The 18,490-nt window shown below is 67.3% G+C and carries 13 protein-coding genes; 9 read left to right on the forward strand and 4 right to left on the reverse strand.

Features of this window, described 5'->3' with window-relative positions:
* Positions 1 to 120 precede the first annotated feature (120 nt).
* Both OHQ90_RS06445 and OHQ90_RS06450 read left to right on the forward strand, forming a co-directional pair.
* Positions 121 to 1,554, forward strand: coding sequence for an MFS transporter (locus tag OHQ90_RS06445; RefSeq protein WP_328412619.1), 1,434 nt, complete (start codon positions 121 to 123; stop codon positions 1,552 to 1,554).
* Positions 1,555 to 1,942: 388 nt separating this feature from the next.
* On the forward strand, positions 1,943 to 3,220 hold the full coding sequence (locus tag OHQ90_RS06450; RefSeq protein ID WP_328408230.1) for an ROK family transcriptional regulator: 1,278 nt from the start codon (positions 1,943 to 1,945) through the stop codon (positions 3,218 to 3,220).
* 81 nt (positions 3,221 to 3,301) lie between these two features.
* Here OHQ90_RS06450 and OHQ90_RS06455 read toward each other — a convergent pair whose 3' ends face one another.
* Complete coding sequence (locus OHQ90_RS06455; RefSeq protein ID WP_328408232.1) at positions 3,302 to 4,939, reverse strand: DUF2207 family protein; 1,638 nt, start codon at positions 4,937 to 4,939, stop codon at positions 3,302 to 3,304.
* Positions 4,940 to 5,212: 273 nt separating this feature from the next.
* On the opposite strand from OHQ90_RS06455, the gene OHQ90_RS06460 reads away from it, so the two are divergent.
* Positions 5,213 to 6,127, forward strand: coding sequence for a neutral zinc metallopeptidase (locus OHQ90_RS06460; protein ID WP_328408234.1), 915 nt, complete (start codon positions 5,213 to 5,215; stop codon positions 6,125 to 6,127).
* 110 nt (positions 6,128 to 6,237) lie between these two features.
* Here OHQ90_RS06460 and OHQ90_RS06465 read toward each other — a convergent pair whose 3' ends face one another.
* Together OHQ90_RS06465 and OHQ90_RS06470 are read right to left on the reverse strand one after the other, a co-directional pair.
* On the reverse strand, positions 6,238 to 7,479 hold the full coding sequence (locus OHQ90_RS06465; protein WP_328412620.1) for an ammonium transporter: 1,242 nt from the start codon (positions 7,477 to 7,479) through the stop codon (positions 6,238 to 6,240).
* A 167-nt stretch (positions 7,480 to 7,646) separates the two neighbouring features.
* On the reverse strand, positions 7,647 to 8,471 hold the full coding sequence (locus OHQ90_RS06470) for a hypothetical protein (protein WP_328408236.1): 825 nt from the start codon (positions 8,469 to 8,471) through the stop codon (positions 7,647 to 7,649).
* Between the two features lie 460 nt (positions 8,472 to 8,931).
* Here OHQ90_RS06470 and OHQ90_RS06475 point away from each other — a divergent pair, with 460 nt between their 5' ends.
* From OHQ90_RS06475 to OHQ90_RS06490, 4 genes are all read left to right on the forward strand, one after another.
* Positions 8,932 to 11,628: a DNA polymerase III subunit gamma and tau gene (locus tag OHQ90_RS06475; protein WP_328408238.1), complete on the forward strand. Its 2,697-nt coding sequence runs from the start codon at positions 8,932 to 8,934 to the stop codon at positions 11,626 to 11,628.
* A gap of 291 nt (positions 11,629 to 11,919) precedes the next feature.
* The gene (locus OHQ90_RS06480; protein ID WP_328408240.1) at positions 11,920 to 13,134 is read left to right on the forward strand and encodes an acetyl-CoA C-acetyltransferase; all 1,215 of its coding nucleotides are present in this window, start codon (positions 11,920 to 11,922) and stop codon (positions 13,132 to 13,134) included.
* Between the two features lie 82 nt (positions 13,135 to 13,216).
* A complete protein-coding gene (locus OHQ90_RS06485; protein WP_328408242.1) occupies positions 13,217 to 15,367 on the forward strand; it encodes a 3-hydroxyacyl-CoA dehydrogenase NAD-binding domain-containing protein in 2,151 nt (716 codons plus the stop codon).
* 126 nt (positions 15,368 to 15,493) lie between these two features.
* Positions 15,494 to 16,621 carry an esterase-like activity of phytase family protein gene (locus OHQ90_RS06490; RefSeq protein WP_328408244.1) on the forward strand — a complete coding sequence of 376 codons (1,128 nt, stop codon included), beginning with the start codon at positions 15,494 to 15,496 and terminating at the stop codon, positions 16,619 to 16,621.
* A gap of 46 nt (positions 16,622 to 16,667) precedes the next feature.
* Here OHQ90_RS06490 and OHQ90_RS06495 read toward each other — a convergent pair whose 3' ends face one another.
* Positions 16,668 to 17,120, reverse strand: coding sequence for a MarR family winged helix-turn-helix transcriptional regulator (locus OHQ90_RS06495; protein ID WP_328408246.1), 453 nt, complete (start codon positions 17,118 to 17,120; stop codon positions 16,668 to 16,670).
* Positions 17,121 to 17,212: 92 nt separating this feature from the next.
* Here OHQ90_RS06495 and OHQ90_RS06500 point away from each other — a divergent pair, with 92 nt between their 5' ends.
* Positions 17,213 to 17,695, forward strand: a complete 483-nt coding sequence (locus OHQ90_RS06500; protein WP_328408248.1) for an SgcJ/EcaC family oxidoreductase — start codon at positions 17,213 to 17,215, stop codon at positions 17,693 to 17,695.
* A gap of 41 nt (positions 17,696 to 17,736) precedes the next feature.
* The gene (locus OHQ90_RS06505) at positions 17,737 to 18,387 is read left to right on the forward strand and encodes an SgcJ/EcaC family oxidoreductase (RefSeq protein WP_328408250.1); all 651 of its coding nucleotides are present in this window, start codon (positions 17,737 to 17,739) and stop codon (positions 18,385 to 18,387) included.
* Positions 18,388 to 18,490 lie beyond the last annotated feature (103 nt).

Raw genomic sequence — 18,490 nt, forward strand, 5'->3', positions numbered from 1 at the left:
TTGAGCCGTCTGCTCCGGCTGAGCTGGTGGTCACGTGATCACAGCGACCAGGCGGTTTGTGCACCTGCATTAGATGCGTTGACATTTAATGCGCATGCATCTAAATTTACCGGCGTGACTATGACAGCTACCGCCCCAGAGGCGTTGAACACCGCATCAACCGATCACGTCCCAGGTCGTTGGGGGCCCAAGCTGTGGGCCGTGCTGTTCGTGGCGGGCCTGGCGATGTTCCTCGACGCACTCGACGTGTCGATGGTCGGCGTCGCACTCCCGTCCATCGGATCGGAACTCGGGCTGAACACCGAGAGCCTGCAGTGGATCGTCAACGGCTACATCCTCGGCTACGGCGGCCTGCTGCTGCTGGGTGGCAGGGCCGCCGATCTGCTCGGCCGCCGCCAGGTCTTCCTGACCGCGTTGGTGGTCTTCGGTGTGGCCTCGCTGGCGGGCGGACTCGTCGACGACGGCGCGCTGCTCATCGCGAGTCGCATCGTCAAGGGCGTCGCCGCCGCGTTCACCGCACCGGCTGCCCTGTCGATCATCACCACCACCTTCAAAGAAGGTCATGATCGCAACCGTGCGCTGTCGATCTTCACGGTCTTCGGCGCCACCGGATACGCCTCCGGGTTGATCGTTTCGGGTCTGCTCACCGGCATCGATTGGCGGCTGACCTTCTACGTGCCGGTCGTTGTCGTCGCCGCAGTCGTCGTCACCGCCTACATCGTGGTGCCGCGCAACATCGAAAAGGAAAAGGGCCGCATCGACTTCGCGGGCGCCGCACTGCTGACCGGTGGCATGCTCGCCGCCGTCTACACGATCGTCACCGCACCCGAAAAGGGCCTCACCGCAAGCGTGCTCGCCACCGCCGTCGCCGCCGTCGCGCTGCTCAGCGCGTTCTTCGTGGTGGAGAACAAGGTCGCCCATCCACTGGTCCGGCTGAGCATCTTCAAGGTCAAGTCGATCGTGCGGGCCAATCTGGCCGCGCTGGCAATCTTCGGTTCCTACATCAGCTTCCAGACGATCGTCTCGCTGTACTTGCAGAACACCCTCGGCTGGGAGCCGCTGAAGATGGCGCTCGCGCTGGCTCCGGCGGGCATCATCGTGGCGATCCTGTCGCCGGTCGCGGGCAAGCTCATCGACCGCTACGGCACGACTCCGATGATCATCGCCTCGATGGCCTCGTTCGTACTCGGCTACCTCTGGTTCATCGCCTTCGGCGGCAGCGCGGACCCGACCTACGTCGTCGACTACCTGCCTGCCTTCCTGCTGCTCGGCCTCGGCTTTGCGCTCGGCTTCTCCTCGGTCATGGTCCAGGCCACCGAGGGCATCGCCGACCACGAGCAGGGCCTGGCCTCGGGTCTGGTGCAGACCTCCGGTCAGATCGGCGGGGCGGTCGTGCTCGCCGTCGTCACCGGTCTGATCAGCGGTGGCGCTGCAACCAGCATCGCCCAGTACCGGCCCGGCCTGTACCTGGTCACCGTGGTCGCGCTGATCGGACTCGCCGCCTCGGCCACCGCACTGCTGGCCCGCCGTCAGGTGGTTGCCGAAGCCGCGTAAGGGGAAAGCAAGTCACCCGATGGGGTCGCCGTATCGGCGGCCCCATTCGGCATTTCTGGACCCATCGTGCGCTGGGCCACAGGGGATCGGAACCCGGTGTGGGCCAAGGATTTCGGAGCGCGCTACTATGTTGGGATTCGCCCGAGCTGTCGAGGGGGCTTGGTGGGCGGCGATTTCGGTGTTAACTTTGATCCCATGTCTACCAGCCGCCCGACCGCACTGCGGGTCACTTACGTGACCGCCGCACTGGGTCTGCGGCTGCCGCTGACGCGGGAACTGTGTCGTTCCTGCCGCTGCAGCTGAGCGATTCTTCGCACTCGCGCGCTGCCTCGTCGCCACACATGTAGGCACGTCCCGTAGTTACGGGACTTCGGCAAGGAATCTTCATATGTCCCTCACTCTCGAGCGACCCCTCTCCCGGGTTGCGAACGGTCGTGTTCGTGTTCAGCGTCCCGTTGTCGCACCGGAACTCCGCATCGCCGACAATCCGGCGGCAGCCGTGCTACGCGCCGCGACCGGTGGTCCGGTTTCCCGCGACAATGCCGCGCGCACAACGGGTTTGAGCATCGCGACGGTCAACCGTCAGGTGTCCGCGCTGCTCACCGCGGGCCTGCTGCGGGAACGTCCCGACCTGACCGCTTCGGGTGCGGTGGGGCGTCCGCGGGTGCCTTTCGAGATCGACCACGAGGCGTACCTGACCCTCGGCATTCACATCGGCGCCGCAGCCACCAAGATCATCGCGGCCGATTTGCGCGGGCGGATCCTCGGTGGACTCGCCATCGCCACCCCGCAGACCGGTCAGGACTTCGCGACCACGACCGTCGCCCGCAGCGCCAAGGCTTTCCTGCAGCGCTGGCACCGGCGCAAGGCGCTGTGGGCCGGTGTCGCGATCGGCGGTCGGGTCGACCCGCTCACCGGCGTGGTCGACCACCCCAAGCTGGAATGGAAGGGCGCACAGATCGGCTCGGTGCTCGGCGAGGTGCTCGAGCTGCCGGTTTCGGTCGCGCCGCATGTGGAGGCCATGGCGGCTTCCGAGCTGCTGCTTCCGACTCCCGACCAGCGTGACGCGCGCGGCGCCGGATCCGAACGCGGCAGCAGCCTGTACTTCTACGTCCGCGAAACCGCCGGTGTCGCAGTCACATTGGACGGCCGTGTGCACACGCCGAGCAACGGGCCCGGCTCGATCGCGCACCTGCCGACCGGCTCCGATGTCGTGTGCCCCTGCGGCCGGCGCGGCTGCCTCGAGGTGACGGTCGGTGACCGGTCGCTGCACGCGCGGGCCGTCGGACGCGGGATCATTCCGGCTTACAACGGCACCGCGGGTTCGACCATCGCCGATCTGTACCGGGCCGCCGAGGCGGGTTCCGAGCCGGCCGAGGAACTGCTTGCGGAGCGGGCGACCACGCTCGGCCAGACCGTGGCGCTGGTCCGGGACATGCTCAACCCGGACCGGGTGATTCTGGGCGGTCAGGCCTTCACCGGCTACCGCCCGGCCGTGACCCACGTGGCGCGCGCCTTCCAGCAGTCCTCGACCCTGCCGCCCACCGACATCCGAATCAGCGGATTCGGCGGCAAGGTCCAGGAGTTCGCGGCTGTGGTCACCTCGCTCAGCGCGCTCTACGCGGATCCGTTGTCCGCGATGCGCCGCACCGTGACTGTGGACTGATCGCTGGGACGACCGATCGCTAGGAGCTGACGGCCGGGCCATGAGCCCGGCCGTCGGTGTGCTCCGCCGGCTTGCCCTGACCTACCTGTTGCCGCCCGAAGTGCTGAAGAGTCCTTCGAGCGCGGTGATGAAGAATGGGAAGTGGCCTGCGAAGCGCTGGAGGTTGCGGTCGCGTTCGAAGCTGCCGAACCAGTAGAGGCCGGGTTGGGAGTCCGCGGCGGGGTTCAGGTCACGGAAGGCGCGGATCCAGTTGTCGGCGCGGCCGCTGATCACGGTGAAGGGGAGCGCCCTGGAGAACACGAGTTCCTGGTCGGCGGGCGGAATCTGTTCGCGCACAGTCACATCGAGGCCGCGCTGCAGTGCGCGGACCTGCCCGGCGAGCGCGCGGCCCGGTGCGGTGCGGGCAGGCAGGTAGCGGGGCAGCAGCAAGGTCGCGATGCCGGCGAGCAGGATGGCGACGCCGACCAGGGCGTGGCCGGAGGTGGCGGCGAGTGCGATGGTCGTCGCGATGCCCGCGACGATCAGGCCACCGCCGAGCCAGCTCGTCGGACCGAGGCCGGACCGTGCGATGAACGCGCCGCGGGCAACCGCGTCGGCGAGCATGGCGGTGCGGACCGGCTGGGCCTGCACGCGTCCTGGCGCGCGAAGCTCGGTGATGGTGACCGAGTCCGTGCCCGCGGGCAGCAGGGTCTGGTAGACCGCCTTCTCGTAGTCGCGCAGTTGGTCGTCGGGAGCGTTGACCCGGTTGATCCGCCAGTCGGAGTCGCCGATCGGAGTGATCCACAGATAGCGTCGCACCGCGAGATCCACCACCGTGGCTGCGATGTCGGCGGGGTCAGCGTGTTCGTCGAGCACCAGGCCTGCTTCGCCGGGCAGGATGCCGTCGGGGGAGGTGAACTGCACCCGGTCGCCCTCGCGCAGCAGCGGATCGATGGTGTTCGATCCGGTTCCGGCAGCGGCGTTTTCGCGCCGCGCCCGCAGCACGAAGGCGGCAAGTCCGGCCAGCGCGAGCAGTAGCACTCCGAAGGCGACGAGAACCGGTGTGGTGACAGCGAACGGGCCGGATTCGCCGCCGCCGTGGACGTCGGCGTTGGACGGGACCGTGCCGGGCGGCAGCTGCAATGTCAGGTCGATGGTGTCGCCCTTGTGCAGATCGGTCTGCTCCCAGAAGAGCACCCCGTCCGCCTCGATGTGCAGGTCGGAGCACTGTCTGAGGTTCCCGGGCGGGCCGAGTTTGCAGTCTACGATGCCCATTTCGTAGGACGGGCTGATCAACGATGCGCTGATCGAGGCGACATCGGCATTGATTATGCCCAGCCAGCGGAAGACCTGGGTGCCCGGCGCATCACTGACGGTGTTGTGGATCGCGTAGGTGAAGGTGGACTCGCCTGGTTTCGCGTCGATGGTGAACTGATCGTTCGCGACCGTCGCGGTGCCGGAGCCGTTGGTGTCGACATCGGTGACCTTGAAGACGCGTTCGACGTCCGCGCCGACCTTGAGCCGCAGCGGCAGCGACATCTTGAACTCGCCGCCGGCAGGCACGACCACCTGCTCGACGACCTCGAGCACACCCAGCGTGCTGAGTTTCAGATCGGCGGTGATGTGCACACCATCGGGCTCGGGCTGAGCGTGGGCAAACGGAGCGGCCGCAATCATTCCCGCGGTTGCGAGAATCAGCGCTGCGGCCCTAGCAGCGGCGCCCCCCCGAAAAGTCAGCATGGCTGCCTACTCTAGACAAGTTGCTATTCTGCGTCAGCGGCTGTCGGCGATCATGAGATGAGGGGGTACGGGGGAGTGACACAACCACCGTACGGTTATCGACCGGTTCCGCCTGGTGGGCGTCCGGTTCCGCCGCCGCCCGGCTATGGGCCCCCGCCCGGATACGGCCCACCGCCCGGCTATCAACCGCCTCCGGGATATGGCCCGCCGCCCGCATACGGTCCGCCCCCTGGTTATCCGCCGCCCGGATTCCGCCCGCCTATGCCGCCGCCGATGCCCTACGGCCCACCCGGCCGTCCGCCCGGCCCGCCCCGTAAACGTGGCGGTGGTTTGACGGCGCTGCTGCTGGTCATCGTGTTCCTGGTGGCGGGTTCCCTGGTGCGCTACGCGATTTCGACGGGTAGGCACAGCGCCGAGTCGTCGGGACCCGCGCCCAGCTTCACCTTCACGCCGGATCCCAGTGGCGCGGCAGGCCGCGCGGAGACAGGGACCAACCCGCTGCTGACCGATCCGAGCTCGACCCTGGTTCCCGCGCGCTGCAACTACTCGCCGTGGGGCACTCAGGTGGACGCGGCACGCAAGTTCTTCGAGTCGGCCGCGGGCTGCCTGGAGGCGGCATGGAAACCGGTGCTGGCCAAGTCGAATCTGCCGTTTCAGCCGCCTGCGCTCAATGTCAGCGCGACGACCTCGGGCATCACCACGCCGTGCACCGGAACCACCAGTAATTTCGCGGCCTTCTACTGCCCGGCGAACAAGACCATCTACATGCCGATCAGCCAGCTGCAGACCGAGCTGTTCAAAGACAACTGGGTGGTCTACCTTTCGGTGTTCGCGCACGAGTACGGCCATCATGTCCAGGCCATGTCGGGAATCCTGCGCAAAGCCAACAGCGAGCGGGTCGACGCGGGCGCGCGCAGCGAAAAGGGTCTGGAGCTCTCGCGCCGAGTCGAGTTGCAGGCCAACTGTTTCGACGGCATGTACATGGCGTCCGCGTCCGGCGGCGGCTCGCTGACCGGCAACCAGATCAGCCTTGCCAAGCGGGATGCGCACGGCCGCGGCGATCAGCGCGGCGATATGCGCGATCACGGCACCGCGGAGAACGGCGGCACTTGGTTCGAGACCGGTGTGGATAAAAACCGTGCGGCACAGTGCAATACGTTCACCGCTCCGGCTGGTGCGGTGAGCTGACAACGGCGTACGGCGGCACGGGCCCGGCGGCGGCACCTGCTGTTCGCCCGTGGACCGGTGTCGTCACAACACCGGTCCGATGCGGCAGCCAGGTGCTGCGTTCTCGCGGGTCAGCGGTCCCGGTCTTCGGCGCCGCCGTGCGGGTGGCCGAAGTGTCCCTCACCGAACCGGCGCGGCGCATGTCCGTGCACGCCTTCGGCATACGCGGTCTCGGCGTGCAGTGCGAAGTCGATGCCGGCGGTCTCGTCTTCCTTGGTCACCCGGAAGCCGATGACACGGTCGATGCCTTTGCCGAGTGCGAAGGTCACACCGAACGCGTACGCCGCGACCACGAGCACGCCGACGAGCTGCTTGCCGAGCTGGGTCGCACCGCCGCCGTAGAGCAGGCCCTCGACGCCGCCGGTCATCACCTGGTTGGCGAGCAGGCCGATCAGCAGCGTGCCGACGACACCACCGACGAAGTGCACGCCGACCACATCGAGCGAGTCGTCATAGCCCGCCTTGAACTTCCAGCCGACCGCGAACGAACACACCACGCCGGCCGTGAGCCCGACGATCAGCGCGCCGAGGGTGTTCACCGAACCACACGACGGGGTGATGGCGACCAAACCTGCCACCACGCCGGAGGCCGCACCGAAGGTGGTCGGCCGCCCGTCCCTGATCTGTTCGACCGCGAGCCAGCCGAGCATGCCGAGGCAGCCCGCGACCAGTGTGTTCAGGAACACCGCTGCCGCGACACCATTGGCGGACAGTGCCGATCCGGCATTGAAGCCGAACCAGCCGAACCACAGCAGACCCGCGCCGAGCAGCACGAAGGGCAGGTTGTGCGGACGCATCTGATCAATCCGGAAGCCGATGCGCGGGCCGAGCACGATTGCCAGCGCGAGCGCGGACGCACCGGAAGCGATCTCCACGACAAGCCCACCCGCGTAGTCGAGTGCACCGAAGGAGGCCAGCCAGCCGTCCGGACCCCACACCCAGTGCGCGATCGGCACGTACACCACCAGCGCCCACAACGGCACGAACGCCATCCAGCCGGAGAACTTCGCGCGGTCCGCGATCGCACCACTGACCAGTGCCGCGGTCAGGATGGCGAAGGTCAGCTGAAAGGTGGCGAACAGCAGCTCGGGAACCGAACCGTGCACGGTGTTCGGGTCGATGCCCGTCATGCCGAAGTGGCCGAGGTTGCCGATCAGGCCGCCGCCCGCGTCCTCGCTGAAGGCCAGGCTGTAGCCGGCGAGCAACCAGACCACGGTCACCAGTGGGATGGCGATGAAGTTCATCATCAGCATGTTGAGTACGCCGGTCGAGCGCACCATCCCGCCGTAGAAAATGGCCAGGGCCGGTGTCATCAGCAGCACAAGTGCAGTGCTGATGAGCAGCCAGGCGGTGGCCGCGGGATCGATGGTTGAAGACACGGGTAACTCCTTTCACGCAGGAATGCGTTGCAAGGAAATTACCGAATGGTCACGGTCCGGCCGCGCACCACCAGGTGTTTTAGCCGAGCGCGGCCCGTGGATCAGCGTTTCGGCTTACGGGCGAGCGCTCGCGCACCGCGACGGCCCGGCACCGGGAGGTCCTCGCGGACCGCCATCCACTCGGCGGTGGTGAGCCACAGCTGCTGGGTGCGCGCGTCGGCGGTGTCGTGGAAGACCCGGCGGCCGCGGTCGTCACGCAGATCGTGGGCGAGGACCGACCAGCGCGGCGGGCGGCCGTGCTCGGTCAGGTGCTCGTCGAGGAAGCCCGCGACCAGGGTGCCGATGGCGTTGACCGGGCGTAGCGAGACCCGGTTGCCGTACTTGGCGGAGTGGAAACGCCGTGCCGCGCACAGTGATCCTGGCTCGGCATTCGAGGCGATCCAGCCGGCGCGCTGAGCGCGCTCGATCAGCCAGAGGTGTTTCACCGCGCCGGGTGCGATATCGCCGATTCGGTCCCTGATCAGGGCCATCACCGGCTCGGACTGCAATACGTCGCGCCGGATGGGGCCGGTGCCGTGCGCGGTCCAGTGGTCGTGGGCCAGCTGGGCGAGGACACGGCCGAAATCGTCGATGCTGCGCTGGGCGCGGCGGCCGAGACGTTCGATGCGCTCGGCTTCGCGTCGCATCTCGTTCTGTGCGGTGAGGGTCCGGATGGCAGCCATGGTCGGCACCTGGCCGCGCTCGAGTAGTTCCAGGATCGCTGCGGCGGTCGCCGGGTCGGCGGCGGCGGCCACCGGCAGCGAGTCGCGCTTGATCGCGAAATCCTGTGGGCTGATCGCCCGGCTCAGCAGGTCGACGGCCGTATGGTTGTCGGCGAAGTCGGTGCTCGAAAGCCAGGCGGCGGCGATGTCGTCACAAGACGGCACGGGGAAACGGCCCTCCGGTGGAAGCGTCAGTGTTCGGCGAACTGCCTGCGGATTCCAGGTTGTGCCCCGGTCGGGATGAGGGACCGGCCGGGGCCACCAACCTGATGAAGGTTTGGCTACCGAAGTTGCCGATAACCACGGTAGCCAGCCGATAGCGTCGATGTCACTCGAGTTGATGGTTTCGTTATCTCCACAAACGGGCGGAAAACCGGGGCGTGAGTTCAACTAATGCTTGCCAAGAGGGGTGGTCAAACGACAAGGTGTCGGATTCGACCCCCGCTCGGCGGGCGATTGCTCTCCCGTTGCCGCCTTCGTCGCTGATCATCCGGGCCGAAATAATCTTTGTGCATCTTGTGATCTACATCACGTTTCGGGGCATGGGTTGGCGGCTGCCGCGCCGCGCCGGGTGCGTGCGCCTGCGGGAATGTTCTTTGTCGGTGCGCGCCGGTAACCTCTGGCCGTGGCTCTGTACCGGAAGTACCGACCGGCAACATTCGCTGAGGTGGTGGGCCAGGAGCACGTCACCGACCCACTGAGCACCGCCCTCGACACCGGCCGGATCAGTCATGCCTACCTATTCTCCGGCCCGCGTGGCTGTGGCAAGACCTCCTCGGCCCGCATTCTCGCGCGCTCGCTGAACTGTGTGCAGGGCCCGACCTCGACGCCGTGTGGTGTGTGCCCCTCCTGTGTAGCGCTCGGCCCCGGCGGCCCAGGAAACCTCGACGTGATCGAGCTGGACGCCGCGAGCCACGGCGGTGTCGACGACACTCGTGAACTGCGTGATCGTGCCTTCTATGCGCCCGCCGAGTCCCGGTACCGGGTATTCATCGTCGACGAGGCGCACATGGTCACCACCGCGGGTTTCAACGCGCTGCTGAAGATCGTCGAGGAGCCGCCCGCGCACCTGATCTTCATCTTCGCCACCACTGAGCCGGAAAAGGTGCTGCCGACCATCCGCTCCCGGACCCATCACTATCCGTTCCGGCTGCTGCCGCCCGCGACTATGCGTGGACTGCTCGGAAAGATCTGTGAGCAGGAGAACGTCCCGGTCGACGAGGCGGTGTATCCGCTGGTGATCCGCGCGGGCGGCGGCTCGCCGCGCGACAGCCTGAGCGTGCTGGACCAGCTGCTGGCCGGCGCGGGCCCCGAAGGCGTCACCTATCCGAGGGCGGTCTCGCTGCTCGGCGTCACCGATGTCGCGCTGATCGATGACGCCATCGATGCCCTGACCGTCGGTGACGGTGCGGCCCTGTTCGGCACCGTCGACCGGGTCATGGAGGCCGGCCACGATCCCCGCCGCTTCGCCGTCGACCTGCTGGAACGCCTGCGTGACCTGATCCTGCTCCGCGCCGTCCCCGACGCCGCCGATCGCGGCCTCGTCTCCGGACCGGGCGATGTGCTCGAGCGCATGCGCGACCAGGCGCAGCGTCTCGGTCCTGCCACCCTGGCTCGCCATGCCGAACTGCTGCACGAAGGTCTCGGTGAGATGCGTGGTGCGACCGCGCCCCGGCTGTTGCTCGAAATCGTCTGTGCCCGAATGCTGTTGCCCTCGGTATCGGATGCCGAATCGGCGACCCTGCAGCGCATCGAGCAGCTCGAACGCGGCATTGCCGGTGGCGTGGTCCCGCAGGCGACAGGTGCAGGCGTCGCATCGCCGAGCCCCGCGCCCGCCTCGGCACCGGTCGCGCCTGCGCAGGGCTCGGCCGCGGAGCCACCGCGTCGCCGCGGGGCGGAACTGCTGGCGGCGGCACGACGGGAGACTCGTGCCTCGAGCGAAGGCTCCGGAGTCGCCGAACCGAATGCCGCCGCGGGCCGGAATGCGCCCCCGCAATCGACCGCGCAGGCTCCCGCCGCCAAGCAGTCGGCTCCGCCGGCTCAGCACGCTCCGGTCCCCGACTCGACTTCTGTCGTTGAACCCGCTTCCGGCATTGGGCAAATCCCGGGCGCTGGACGTACCCCGGGCCAGGGAGAAGCCCCGGGCGCCGAGCAGGTTGTGGGCGCTGAGCAGGTTGCGAGCACTGAGCACGTTGCGGACGCTGGGCGCATCGCGAACGCTGCGTCGGCTCCGATCGCTCAGGCGACCCCCGTTGCCGCGGCTGCTCCGGTTGCCGAGCACGCCCCGGCAGTTGAGCCGCCGCCGGGCGGCCAGACCTCGGTCGCTGAGCAAACCTCTGCAGCTGGGAACGCATCAGCTGGTGGGCAGGTCTCCGGCGTTGGGCGAATCCCAGCCGCTGGAGATGTGTCGGTTCCTGGGCAGGCCTCGGTCGCTGGGCGGACCTCGGTTGCCGCTCACGCTCCGGACGCTGCCCCGGCCGCAGAGTCTACGGAATCCGCACCAGTGCAACAGATTTCGATGCCAGCGGCAACGGGTCGTGAGGAAGTCGATCCGGAATATGCTGCGTCAGCGCAGGCTCCAGCGGCCGCTCCGGTGCAGCAGGACGCCGATTTGTTGCGGGCGGTCGAGGCGGCTTGGGCGGATATTCGCGCGAAGGTGCGGGAGTTCGGGCCCACCGTGCAGGCATTGCTGTCCGGGGCGTCGGTGTCGCGGCTGGAGGGGAACGTGATCGTGTTCGCCCATCAGCACGCGCCGTTGGCGCAGCGCCTGTCCGATCCGCGGAATCTCGCGGCGGTCCGATCTGCGGTGCAGGCCGTGCTCGGCCGCGATCACGAGGTGCGATGGGAGGCCGGCGCGCCCGCGCCGCGACCGGCGGCGACCGCGGCCGCGGCAGGTCGCGGGCGGGGTGCGGGCGCCCGCGAAACCGGAAATGCGTCGGCACGTGAACCCGGCGCCGCGACGGGCCGCGGTTCGGATGCCGCCGCGCCGCCGCGATTCTCGCGGCCGAGCCAGGCTCGTGGCGCGGCCGCGGATACCGCGGGGAGCGGGAGTGGGCAGCGGCCGAGCGATGGTCCCGACGTACGGTCGCGTGCGGCCGAGGACGACATTCCGCCGCCGGATTTCCCCGACCTACCGGATGACCCGGGGCCGGTGGACTATGCGCCGGTGGATGGGGTGCCGCCACCTGCGACTCCGGAGGAAGAGCGGGAGATGCTGGCCGAGTCGGCAAAGCCGGTGGCCCCCGGCGAGCGGCGCGACCCCGACGAGATCGCTCTCGAATTGCTCGCGAGTGAGCTCGGTGCCACACGGCTGGATGGTTGACAAGCCCCGCCTCGACGACGTTAAGTTAACCGGAGTTCGCACACCACGGTAGTATGAACGGGTGGCCGTGAGCTCCGGTATGGCGAAGTTCTATGGTATGCCCAGGCGTCTGGGCGTCCGGAATGTTCGTCCGCCGCTGCTTGCCGAGTTTTATACAGCGTCAGGACGGTCGGTCGAAGGATCGGTCGACGAGGTTACCCGCGGCCGCGCCGGATAGGCGGCGCCACCGCAGAGAGCGCTTGGACGGACGGAAGTTCGGCCTTCGCACCCCAAGGAAGGAAACACTCCGATATGACCACAGAGGCCTACATCTACGAGGCCATCCGCACTCCACGTGGCCGCGGCAAGAAGACGGGTTCGCTGCACTCGGTGAAGCCGATCGACCTGACTGTTGGTCTGATCCAGGAGCTGCGTAACCGCTTCCCCAACCTCGAAGAGGACCGGATCTCCGACCTCATCCTCGGTGTTGTCAGCCCGGTCGGCGACCAGGGTATGGACATCGCGCGCACCGCCGTGACCGTGGCGGGCCTGCCCGACACCGTCGGCGGCTTCCAGCTCAACCGCTTCTGCGCCTCCGGCCTCGAGGCCGTGAACCTGGCCGCGCAGAAGGTCCGCTCCGGCTTCGACGACCTGGTCATCGCCGGTGGCGTCGAGTCGATGTCCCGTGTGGCCATGGGCTCCGACGGTGGCGCCTGGGCACTGGACCCGGCCACCAACTACGACACCTACTTCGTTCCGCAGGGTGTTTCCGCCGACCTGATCGCCACCATCGAGGGCTTCAGTCGCGATGATGTCGATGCCTACGCGGTGCGCTCGCAGGAGCTGGCCGCCGCTGCCACCACCGGCGGTTACTTCGCCAAGTCGGTCGTCCCGGTCAAGGACCAGAACGGCATCATCGTGCTGGACAAAGACGAGCACATGCGTCCCGGCACCACCGCAGAGGACCTTGCCAAGCTGAACCCGTCCTTCGCCGTCGTCGGCGAGATGGGTGGCTTCGACGCCGTCGCGCTGCAGAAGTTCCACTTCGTGGAGAAGATCAACCACGTGCACCACGGCGGCAACAGCTCGGGCATCGTCGACGGCGCCGCGCTGGTGCTGGTCGGCACCGAAGAGGCGGGCAAGGCCTCCGGCCTGACCCCGCGTGCGCGCGTCGTCGCCACCGCCACCAGCGGCGCCGACTCCACCATCATGCTGACCGGACCCACCCCGGCCGCCAAGAAGGCGCTGGCCAAGGCGGGCCTGACCCTCGACGACATCGACCTGGTCGAGATCAACGAGGCGTTCGCCTCCGTGGTGTTGAAGTTCCAGAAGGACCTGAACATCCCGGACGAGAAGCTGAACGTCAACGGCGGCGCCATCGCGATGGGCCACCCGCTCGGCGCCACCGGCGCGATGATCACCGGCACCATGGTCGACGAGCTCGAGCGCCGCAACGGCCGCTACGCGCTGATCACCCTGTGCATCGGTGGCGGCATGGGCGTCGCCACCATCATCGAGCGCGTCTAAACCCCAACCGAGACTTCAGATTCCACAGCGGCGTTCGCGTCAGGCCCGCGGACGCCGCTAATCCACAAGGAGACACAGAGCTGTGAGCGAGACCAACATGATCGGTTGGGAGCAGGATTCGGACGGCATCGTCGTATTGACGATGGACGACCCGAACCAGGGCGCCAACACGATGAACGAGCTGTACAAGAACTCGATGACCGCGACCGTCGAGCGCCTCGAAGCCGAGAAGGACAACATCACCGGTGTGGTGCTGACCTCGGCGAAGAAGACCTTCTTCGCGGGCGGCGACCTGAAGAACATGATGAAGGTCGGCCCGGAAGACGGCCAGGCCCTCATGGACGAGCTCGCCAACATCAAGGGCGCGCTGCGTCGCCTGGAGACCCTCGGCAAGCCGGTCGTCTCCGCGATCAACGGCGCCGCGCTCGGCGGTGGCCTGGAGATCACCCTCGCGACCCACTACCGCATCGCGGCCGACGTGCCCGGCGTGCAGCTCGGCCTCCCCGAGGTCAGCCTCGGCCTGCTGCCGGCCGGTGGCGGTGTCATCCGTACCGTGCGCATGCTCGGCCTCCAGGGCGCGCTGATGCAGGTGCTGTTGCAGGGCAACAAGTACCGCCCGGCGAAGGCCAAGGAAGTCGGACTGATCAACGAGGTCGTCGGCTCGATCGAGGAGCTGGTGCCCGCCGCGAAGGCGTGGATCAAGGCCAACCCCGAGGGCGGCGTGCAGCCCTGGGACAAGAAGGGCTTCAAGATCCCCGGTGGCACTCCGTCCACCCCGGCGTTCGCGGCGAACCTGCCCGCGTTCCCGGCCAACCTGCGCAAGCAGCTCAAGGGCACCAATATGCCTGCGCCGCGGGCGATCCTGTCCGCCGCGGTCGAGGGCGCGCAGGTCGACATCGACAACGCGTCGCTCATCGAGTCGCGCTACTTCGTGCACCTGCTGACCGGCCCGGTCGCGAAGAACATGATTCAGGCGTTCTTCTTCGACCTGCAGTCGATCAACAACGGTGGCTCGCGACCCAAGGATGTTCCGAAGAAGGAGATCCGCAAGGTCGGCGTGCTCGGCGCGGGCATGATGGGCGCGGGCATCGCGTACGTCTCCGCCAAGGCGGGCTACGAGGTCGTGCTGAAGGACGTCACCATCGAGGCGGCCGAGCGCGGCAAGAACTACTCCGAGAAGATCGAGGCCAAGGCCCTCTCGCGTGGCAAGACCACCGAGGAGAAGTCGAAGGCGCTGCTGGACCGGATCACGCCGTCCGCGGATGCGGCCGACTTCGCCGGTGTCGACTTCGTCATCGAGGCTGTCTTCGAGAACACCGAGCTCAAGCACAAGGTGTTCCAGGAGATCGAGGACATCGTCGACGCGGACGCACTGCTCGGCTCGAACACCTCCACCCTGCCGATCACCGGTCTCGCGACCGGCGTGAAGCGCCAGGAGGACTTCATCGGCATCCACTTCTTCTCGCCGGTCGACAAGATGCCGCTGGTGGAGATCATCAAGGGTGAGAAGACCTCCGACGAGGCGCTGGCTCGGGTGTTCGACTACACCCTCGCCATCAAGAAGACCCCGATCGTCGTCAACGACAGCCGTGGCTTCTTCACCTCGCGCGTCATCGGCACCTTCGTCAACGAGGCGATCGCCATGCTGACCGAGGGCATCGAGCCTGCGACCATCGAGCAGGCAGGTCTGCAGGCGGGCTACCCGGCCGCGCCGCTGCAGCTGTCGGATGAGCTGAACCTCAAGCTCATGCAGAAGATCGCCAAGGAGACCCTCGAGGCCGCCGCACACGGCGACGCCACCCTGGGCAAGAAGCGTCACCCGGCCCAGGACGTCATCGACTACCTGGTCGAGCAGGGTCGCCCGGGCCGCCTGGAGAAGGCCGGCTTCTACGACTACGACGAAGACGGCAAGCGCATCGGCATCTTCCAGGGCCTGCGCGATCACTTCAAGACGACCGCCGATTTCACGGTGCCGCTGCAGGATCTGATCGACCGCATGCTCTTCATCGAGGCGATCGAGACTCAGAAGTGCTTCGACGAGGGTGTGCTGATCACCACCGCCGACGCCAATATCGGCTCGATCTTCGGCATCGGTTTCCCGGCCTGGACCGGTGGCGTGCACCAGTTCATCGTCGGCTACCCGGGCGGCCAGGAAGCCTTCGTGGCCCGCGCCGACTACCTCGCCAAGACCTACGGCGAGCGCTTCGAGGTCCCGGCCTCGCTGCGTAAGTAGGCTGCGGCTTCGCAATAACGGCAAAAGCCCGTCATCGCTGCGTGCGGTGGCGGGCTTCGTCGTCTCTGGCAGTGATTTCGGGCGCTGTTCACCTGTCCGGCCGATCGCCTCGATACCGTGGCCGTCGTGGCCAGACGTAGACAAACCCTGTTCGCGGCGACCCTCGCGGTCGCGTGTGTCATTGCACCTGTCGCGAATGCGGCACCCCCGCGGGGCGCACCCGAACCGGTTGTGTTCGACGCTGCCGCATCCGTGCGGCTGCTCGGTGCGCAGGTCGTGCCGCACAACCTGGACTTCGACGGCACCACTGTCGGTGGCCTGTCCGGTATCGACTTCCAGCCTCGGACCGGCGAATACGTCCTGATCAGTGACGATCGTTCGGAGCAGAATCCGGCGCGGTTCTATACCGCGCGTTTCGGTGTGGACGAGACTGGTGTCGGCCCGGTGACCTTCACCGGGACGCATCCGCTGCGCACTCCGGACGGCGCTGTGTATGCGCCGAAGTCGTTGGACCCCGAGGAAATTCGGGCCGACCCGTGGACCGGTGACTACTTCTGGAGCCAGGAGGGTGAGCGGACCGAGACGGTCCGTGCCGATCCTTCGGTGCAGATCGCGCGATCCGACGGCAGCTTCGCGGGCCGGCTGCCCATTCCGAACAACGAGCGCATGCAACCTGCGGCGGGTCCGCGCCAGAACCTTGCGCTGGAAGGTGCGACCTTCGCCGCAGGTGGCGCGCTGTTCGTGACATCGGTGGAAGGACCGCTGCTGCAGGATGGTCCGGTCGCGACCACCGCGTCCGGCGCGCTGTCGCGGATCACGGTGCAGGCGCGCTTCGGCCCGCTGCTCGCGCAGTACGCGTACCCGCAGGAGCCGGTGTTCGCGGAGTCTCGGCCGGAACCCGGGCTCGGCATCAACGGTGTCGCTTCGATACTGGCCGCCGACCCGATCGATCCGACGAAATTCCTGGTGCTGGAACGGTCTTTCGTGTTCGGCGTCGGCAATAAGATCAGGATCTACGAGGCCGACATCAGCGCCGCTACCAATATTCTCGATGCACCGCTGGGCGACGCGCGTCCGGTCGCGAAGCGCCTGCTCGTCGACCTCGCCGACGTCGGTCTGCCGGACATCGACAATGTGGAAGGCATGACCTGGGGTCCGCGCCTGCCTTCGGGCGAACGGACCCTGGTCCTGGTCAGCGACAACAACTTTGCCGACCAGCAGCGCACCCAATTCATCGCCTTGGCCGTCCGTTGAACGCCGGCCCGTCGAACGCGGTGCCCGCCGTGCCGGCGGGCTTTCGTTATGAGTTGCGCAGCTCCTCCGCGGCCTCGCGGTACGCGTCGGCGGCCCGGGTGAAGTAGTCGAACAGCACTTCGCGCTGCTCGGGTGAATACCCTCCGATGATCTCGCCGATCCGGCGGCGGGCCGGGGCGAGGATCTCGTCGAGATCCGCAGGCTTGTCGACCAATTCGACGATGACTTTGCGACGGTCGCCCGGCACCGGGACGCGGCGCACGTAGCCGGCTTCCTCTAGCCGGTCGATCAGTCGGGTGGTCGGTCCGGTGGTCAGGCCGCTGCGGGCGCCGAGTTCGCCGGGGCTCATCGGACCGGTGAGCTCGAGGATGTTGAGCGCGTACAGGTCGGTCGCACCCAGGTCCACGGCTCGCGCACCGGCCTGTCCATGCAGCATGACCGCGCTCAGGTAGCGGCGGTAGACCTCGCTCGCGTCCTGGCGCATCGATGGTGTTGACACGGATACCTCTCTCTTCTAATATCTTCTTCAACGAAGAAACTTCTTCAGAGAAGAAAGATCTTCTAAGAAGAAATCTATCACGGAGGACCATCATGAGCAGCGACGACACCATCTTCGATACCGCGGACCGCAGCGCGCAGAGCCGGGAAATCCAGGGCGTGATCGCGGAACTGATCGACGCCTGGGGCCGCGGCGACGCCGACGCCTACGGCGCGGTCTTCACCGAAGACGCGACCTACACGAGCTTCCTCGGCACCTACTACCGCGGTCGCGGCGACATCGTCACCGCGCACCGCGCCCTGTTCGCCGGGGTGCTGAAGGGCACCCGGCTCGCCGACGACGTGCTGGACATCCGCTTCTACGGACCCGATACCGCGATCCTCACCAGCCGAGGCGACACCTACAAGGGCAAGCCGAAGCGGGCCGACCAGTTGTCCAAGACGCAGACCTACACCCTGGTCCGCCGGGACGGCCGCTGGTCGATCGCCGCCTTCCAGAACACCAAGCGCAAGAAGCTGCTCGAGCGCATCACCTACCTGTCCACTCCGGCCGCCCGCCCTGCTGCCGAACGCTGAGTCCTGTTTCCGCCCAGAACTTTTCACTCGAAGGAGCCGTCATGAACACCGACACCACGACCACCGAGACCGCAGCAACCGCGCCCCGCCCGCGCCGCCGCATCATGTCCCGCGTACTCGCCGCCTCCGCCATCACCCTCGGCGTCGCCGCGGGCGGCGGCTACCTCTGGCTGGACAAGACCTCCGACGTGCACAACCTCGGCACCACCGCATGCACCACCGTTACACCGTCCGGCGCCGCCGCTGCACCGCAGTCGCTACAGGAGATCTGTGACCTGCTCGACGAGCTCACCGGCGCCTGGGGTCGCGGCGACGCCGACGCCTACGGCGCGGTGTTCACCGAAGATGCCACCTACACCAGCTACGTGGGCACCTACTACCAAGGCCGCGCCGATATCGCCGAGGGACATCGTGCCCTGTTCGACGGATTCGTGAACGGCACGAAGCTGGCCGACTCGATCCTCGGCATCCGTTTCTACGGACCCGATACCGCCGTGGTGACCAGTCGTGGCGACACCTACAAGGGCGACCCGAAAAGCCCCGAAGACTTGTCCAAGACCCAGACCTACACCATGGTTCGGCAGGATGGTCGCTGGCTGATCGCCGCTTTCCATAACACTCAGCGTAAGAACGTCATGGAACGAATCTCGTTTCTGTACGACCCGGATACCAGGCCTGCCGCCGAGCGCTGAGACGACCGGTTTCCGGAGCAGGCGTGGTCGAAACCATGCTGTTGGGAAAGCCATCCACTCGGTGTCATTCCGCGCTACGTTGGAGGTGCGTAGACATATCGGA

Origin of the sequence: Nocardia sp. NBC_00403 (assembly GCF_036046055.1) — a bacterium.
Lineage (GTDB): Bacteria > Actinomycetota > Actinomycetes > Mycobacteriales > Mycobacteriaceae > Nocardia.

Bases quoted from the DNA above. Each gene is read 5' to 3' on its own strand.
- OHQ90_RS06500 (WP_328408248.1), top strand. From the start codon at position 17,213: ATGAGCAGCGACGACACCATCTTCGATACCGCGGACCGCAGCGCGCAG.
- OHQ90_RS06450 (WP_328408230.1), top strand. From the start codon at position 1,943: ATGTCCCTCACTCTCGAGCGACCCCTCTCCCGGGTTGCGAACGGTCGT.
- OHQ90_RS06465 (WP_328412620.1), bottom strand. From the start codon at position 7,479: ATGACACCGGCCCTGGCCATTTTCTACGGCGGGATGGTGCGCTCGACC.
- OHQ90_RS06445 (WP_328412619.1), top strand. From the start codon at position 121: ATGACAGCTACCGCCCCAGAGGCGTTGAACACCGCATCAACCGATCAC.
- OHQ90_RS06460 (WP_328408234.1), top strand. From the start codon at position 5,213: ATGCCCTACGGCCCACCCGGCCGTCCGCCCGGCCCGCCCCGTAAACGT.
- OHQ90_RS06455 (WP_328408232.1), bottom strand. From the start codon at position 4,939: ATGCTGACTTTTCGGGGGGGCGCCGCTGCTAGGGCCGCAGCGCTGATT.
- OHQ90_RS06505 (WP_328408250.1), top strand. From the start codon at position 17,737: ATGAACACCGACACCACGACCACCGAGACCGCAGCAACCGCGCCCCGC.
- OHQ90_RS06480 (WP_328408240.1), top strand. From the start codon at position 11,920: ATGACCACAGAGGCCTACATCTACGAGGCCATCCGCACTCCACGTGGC.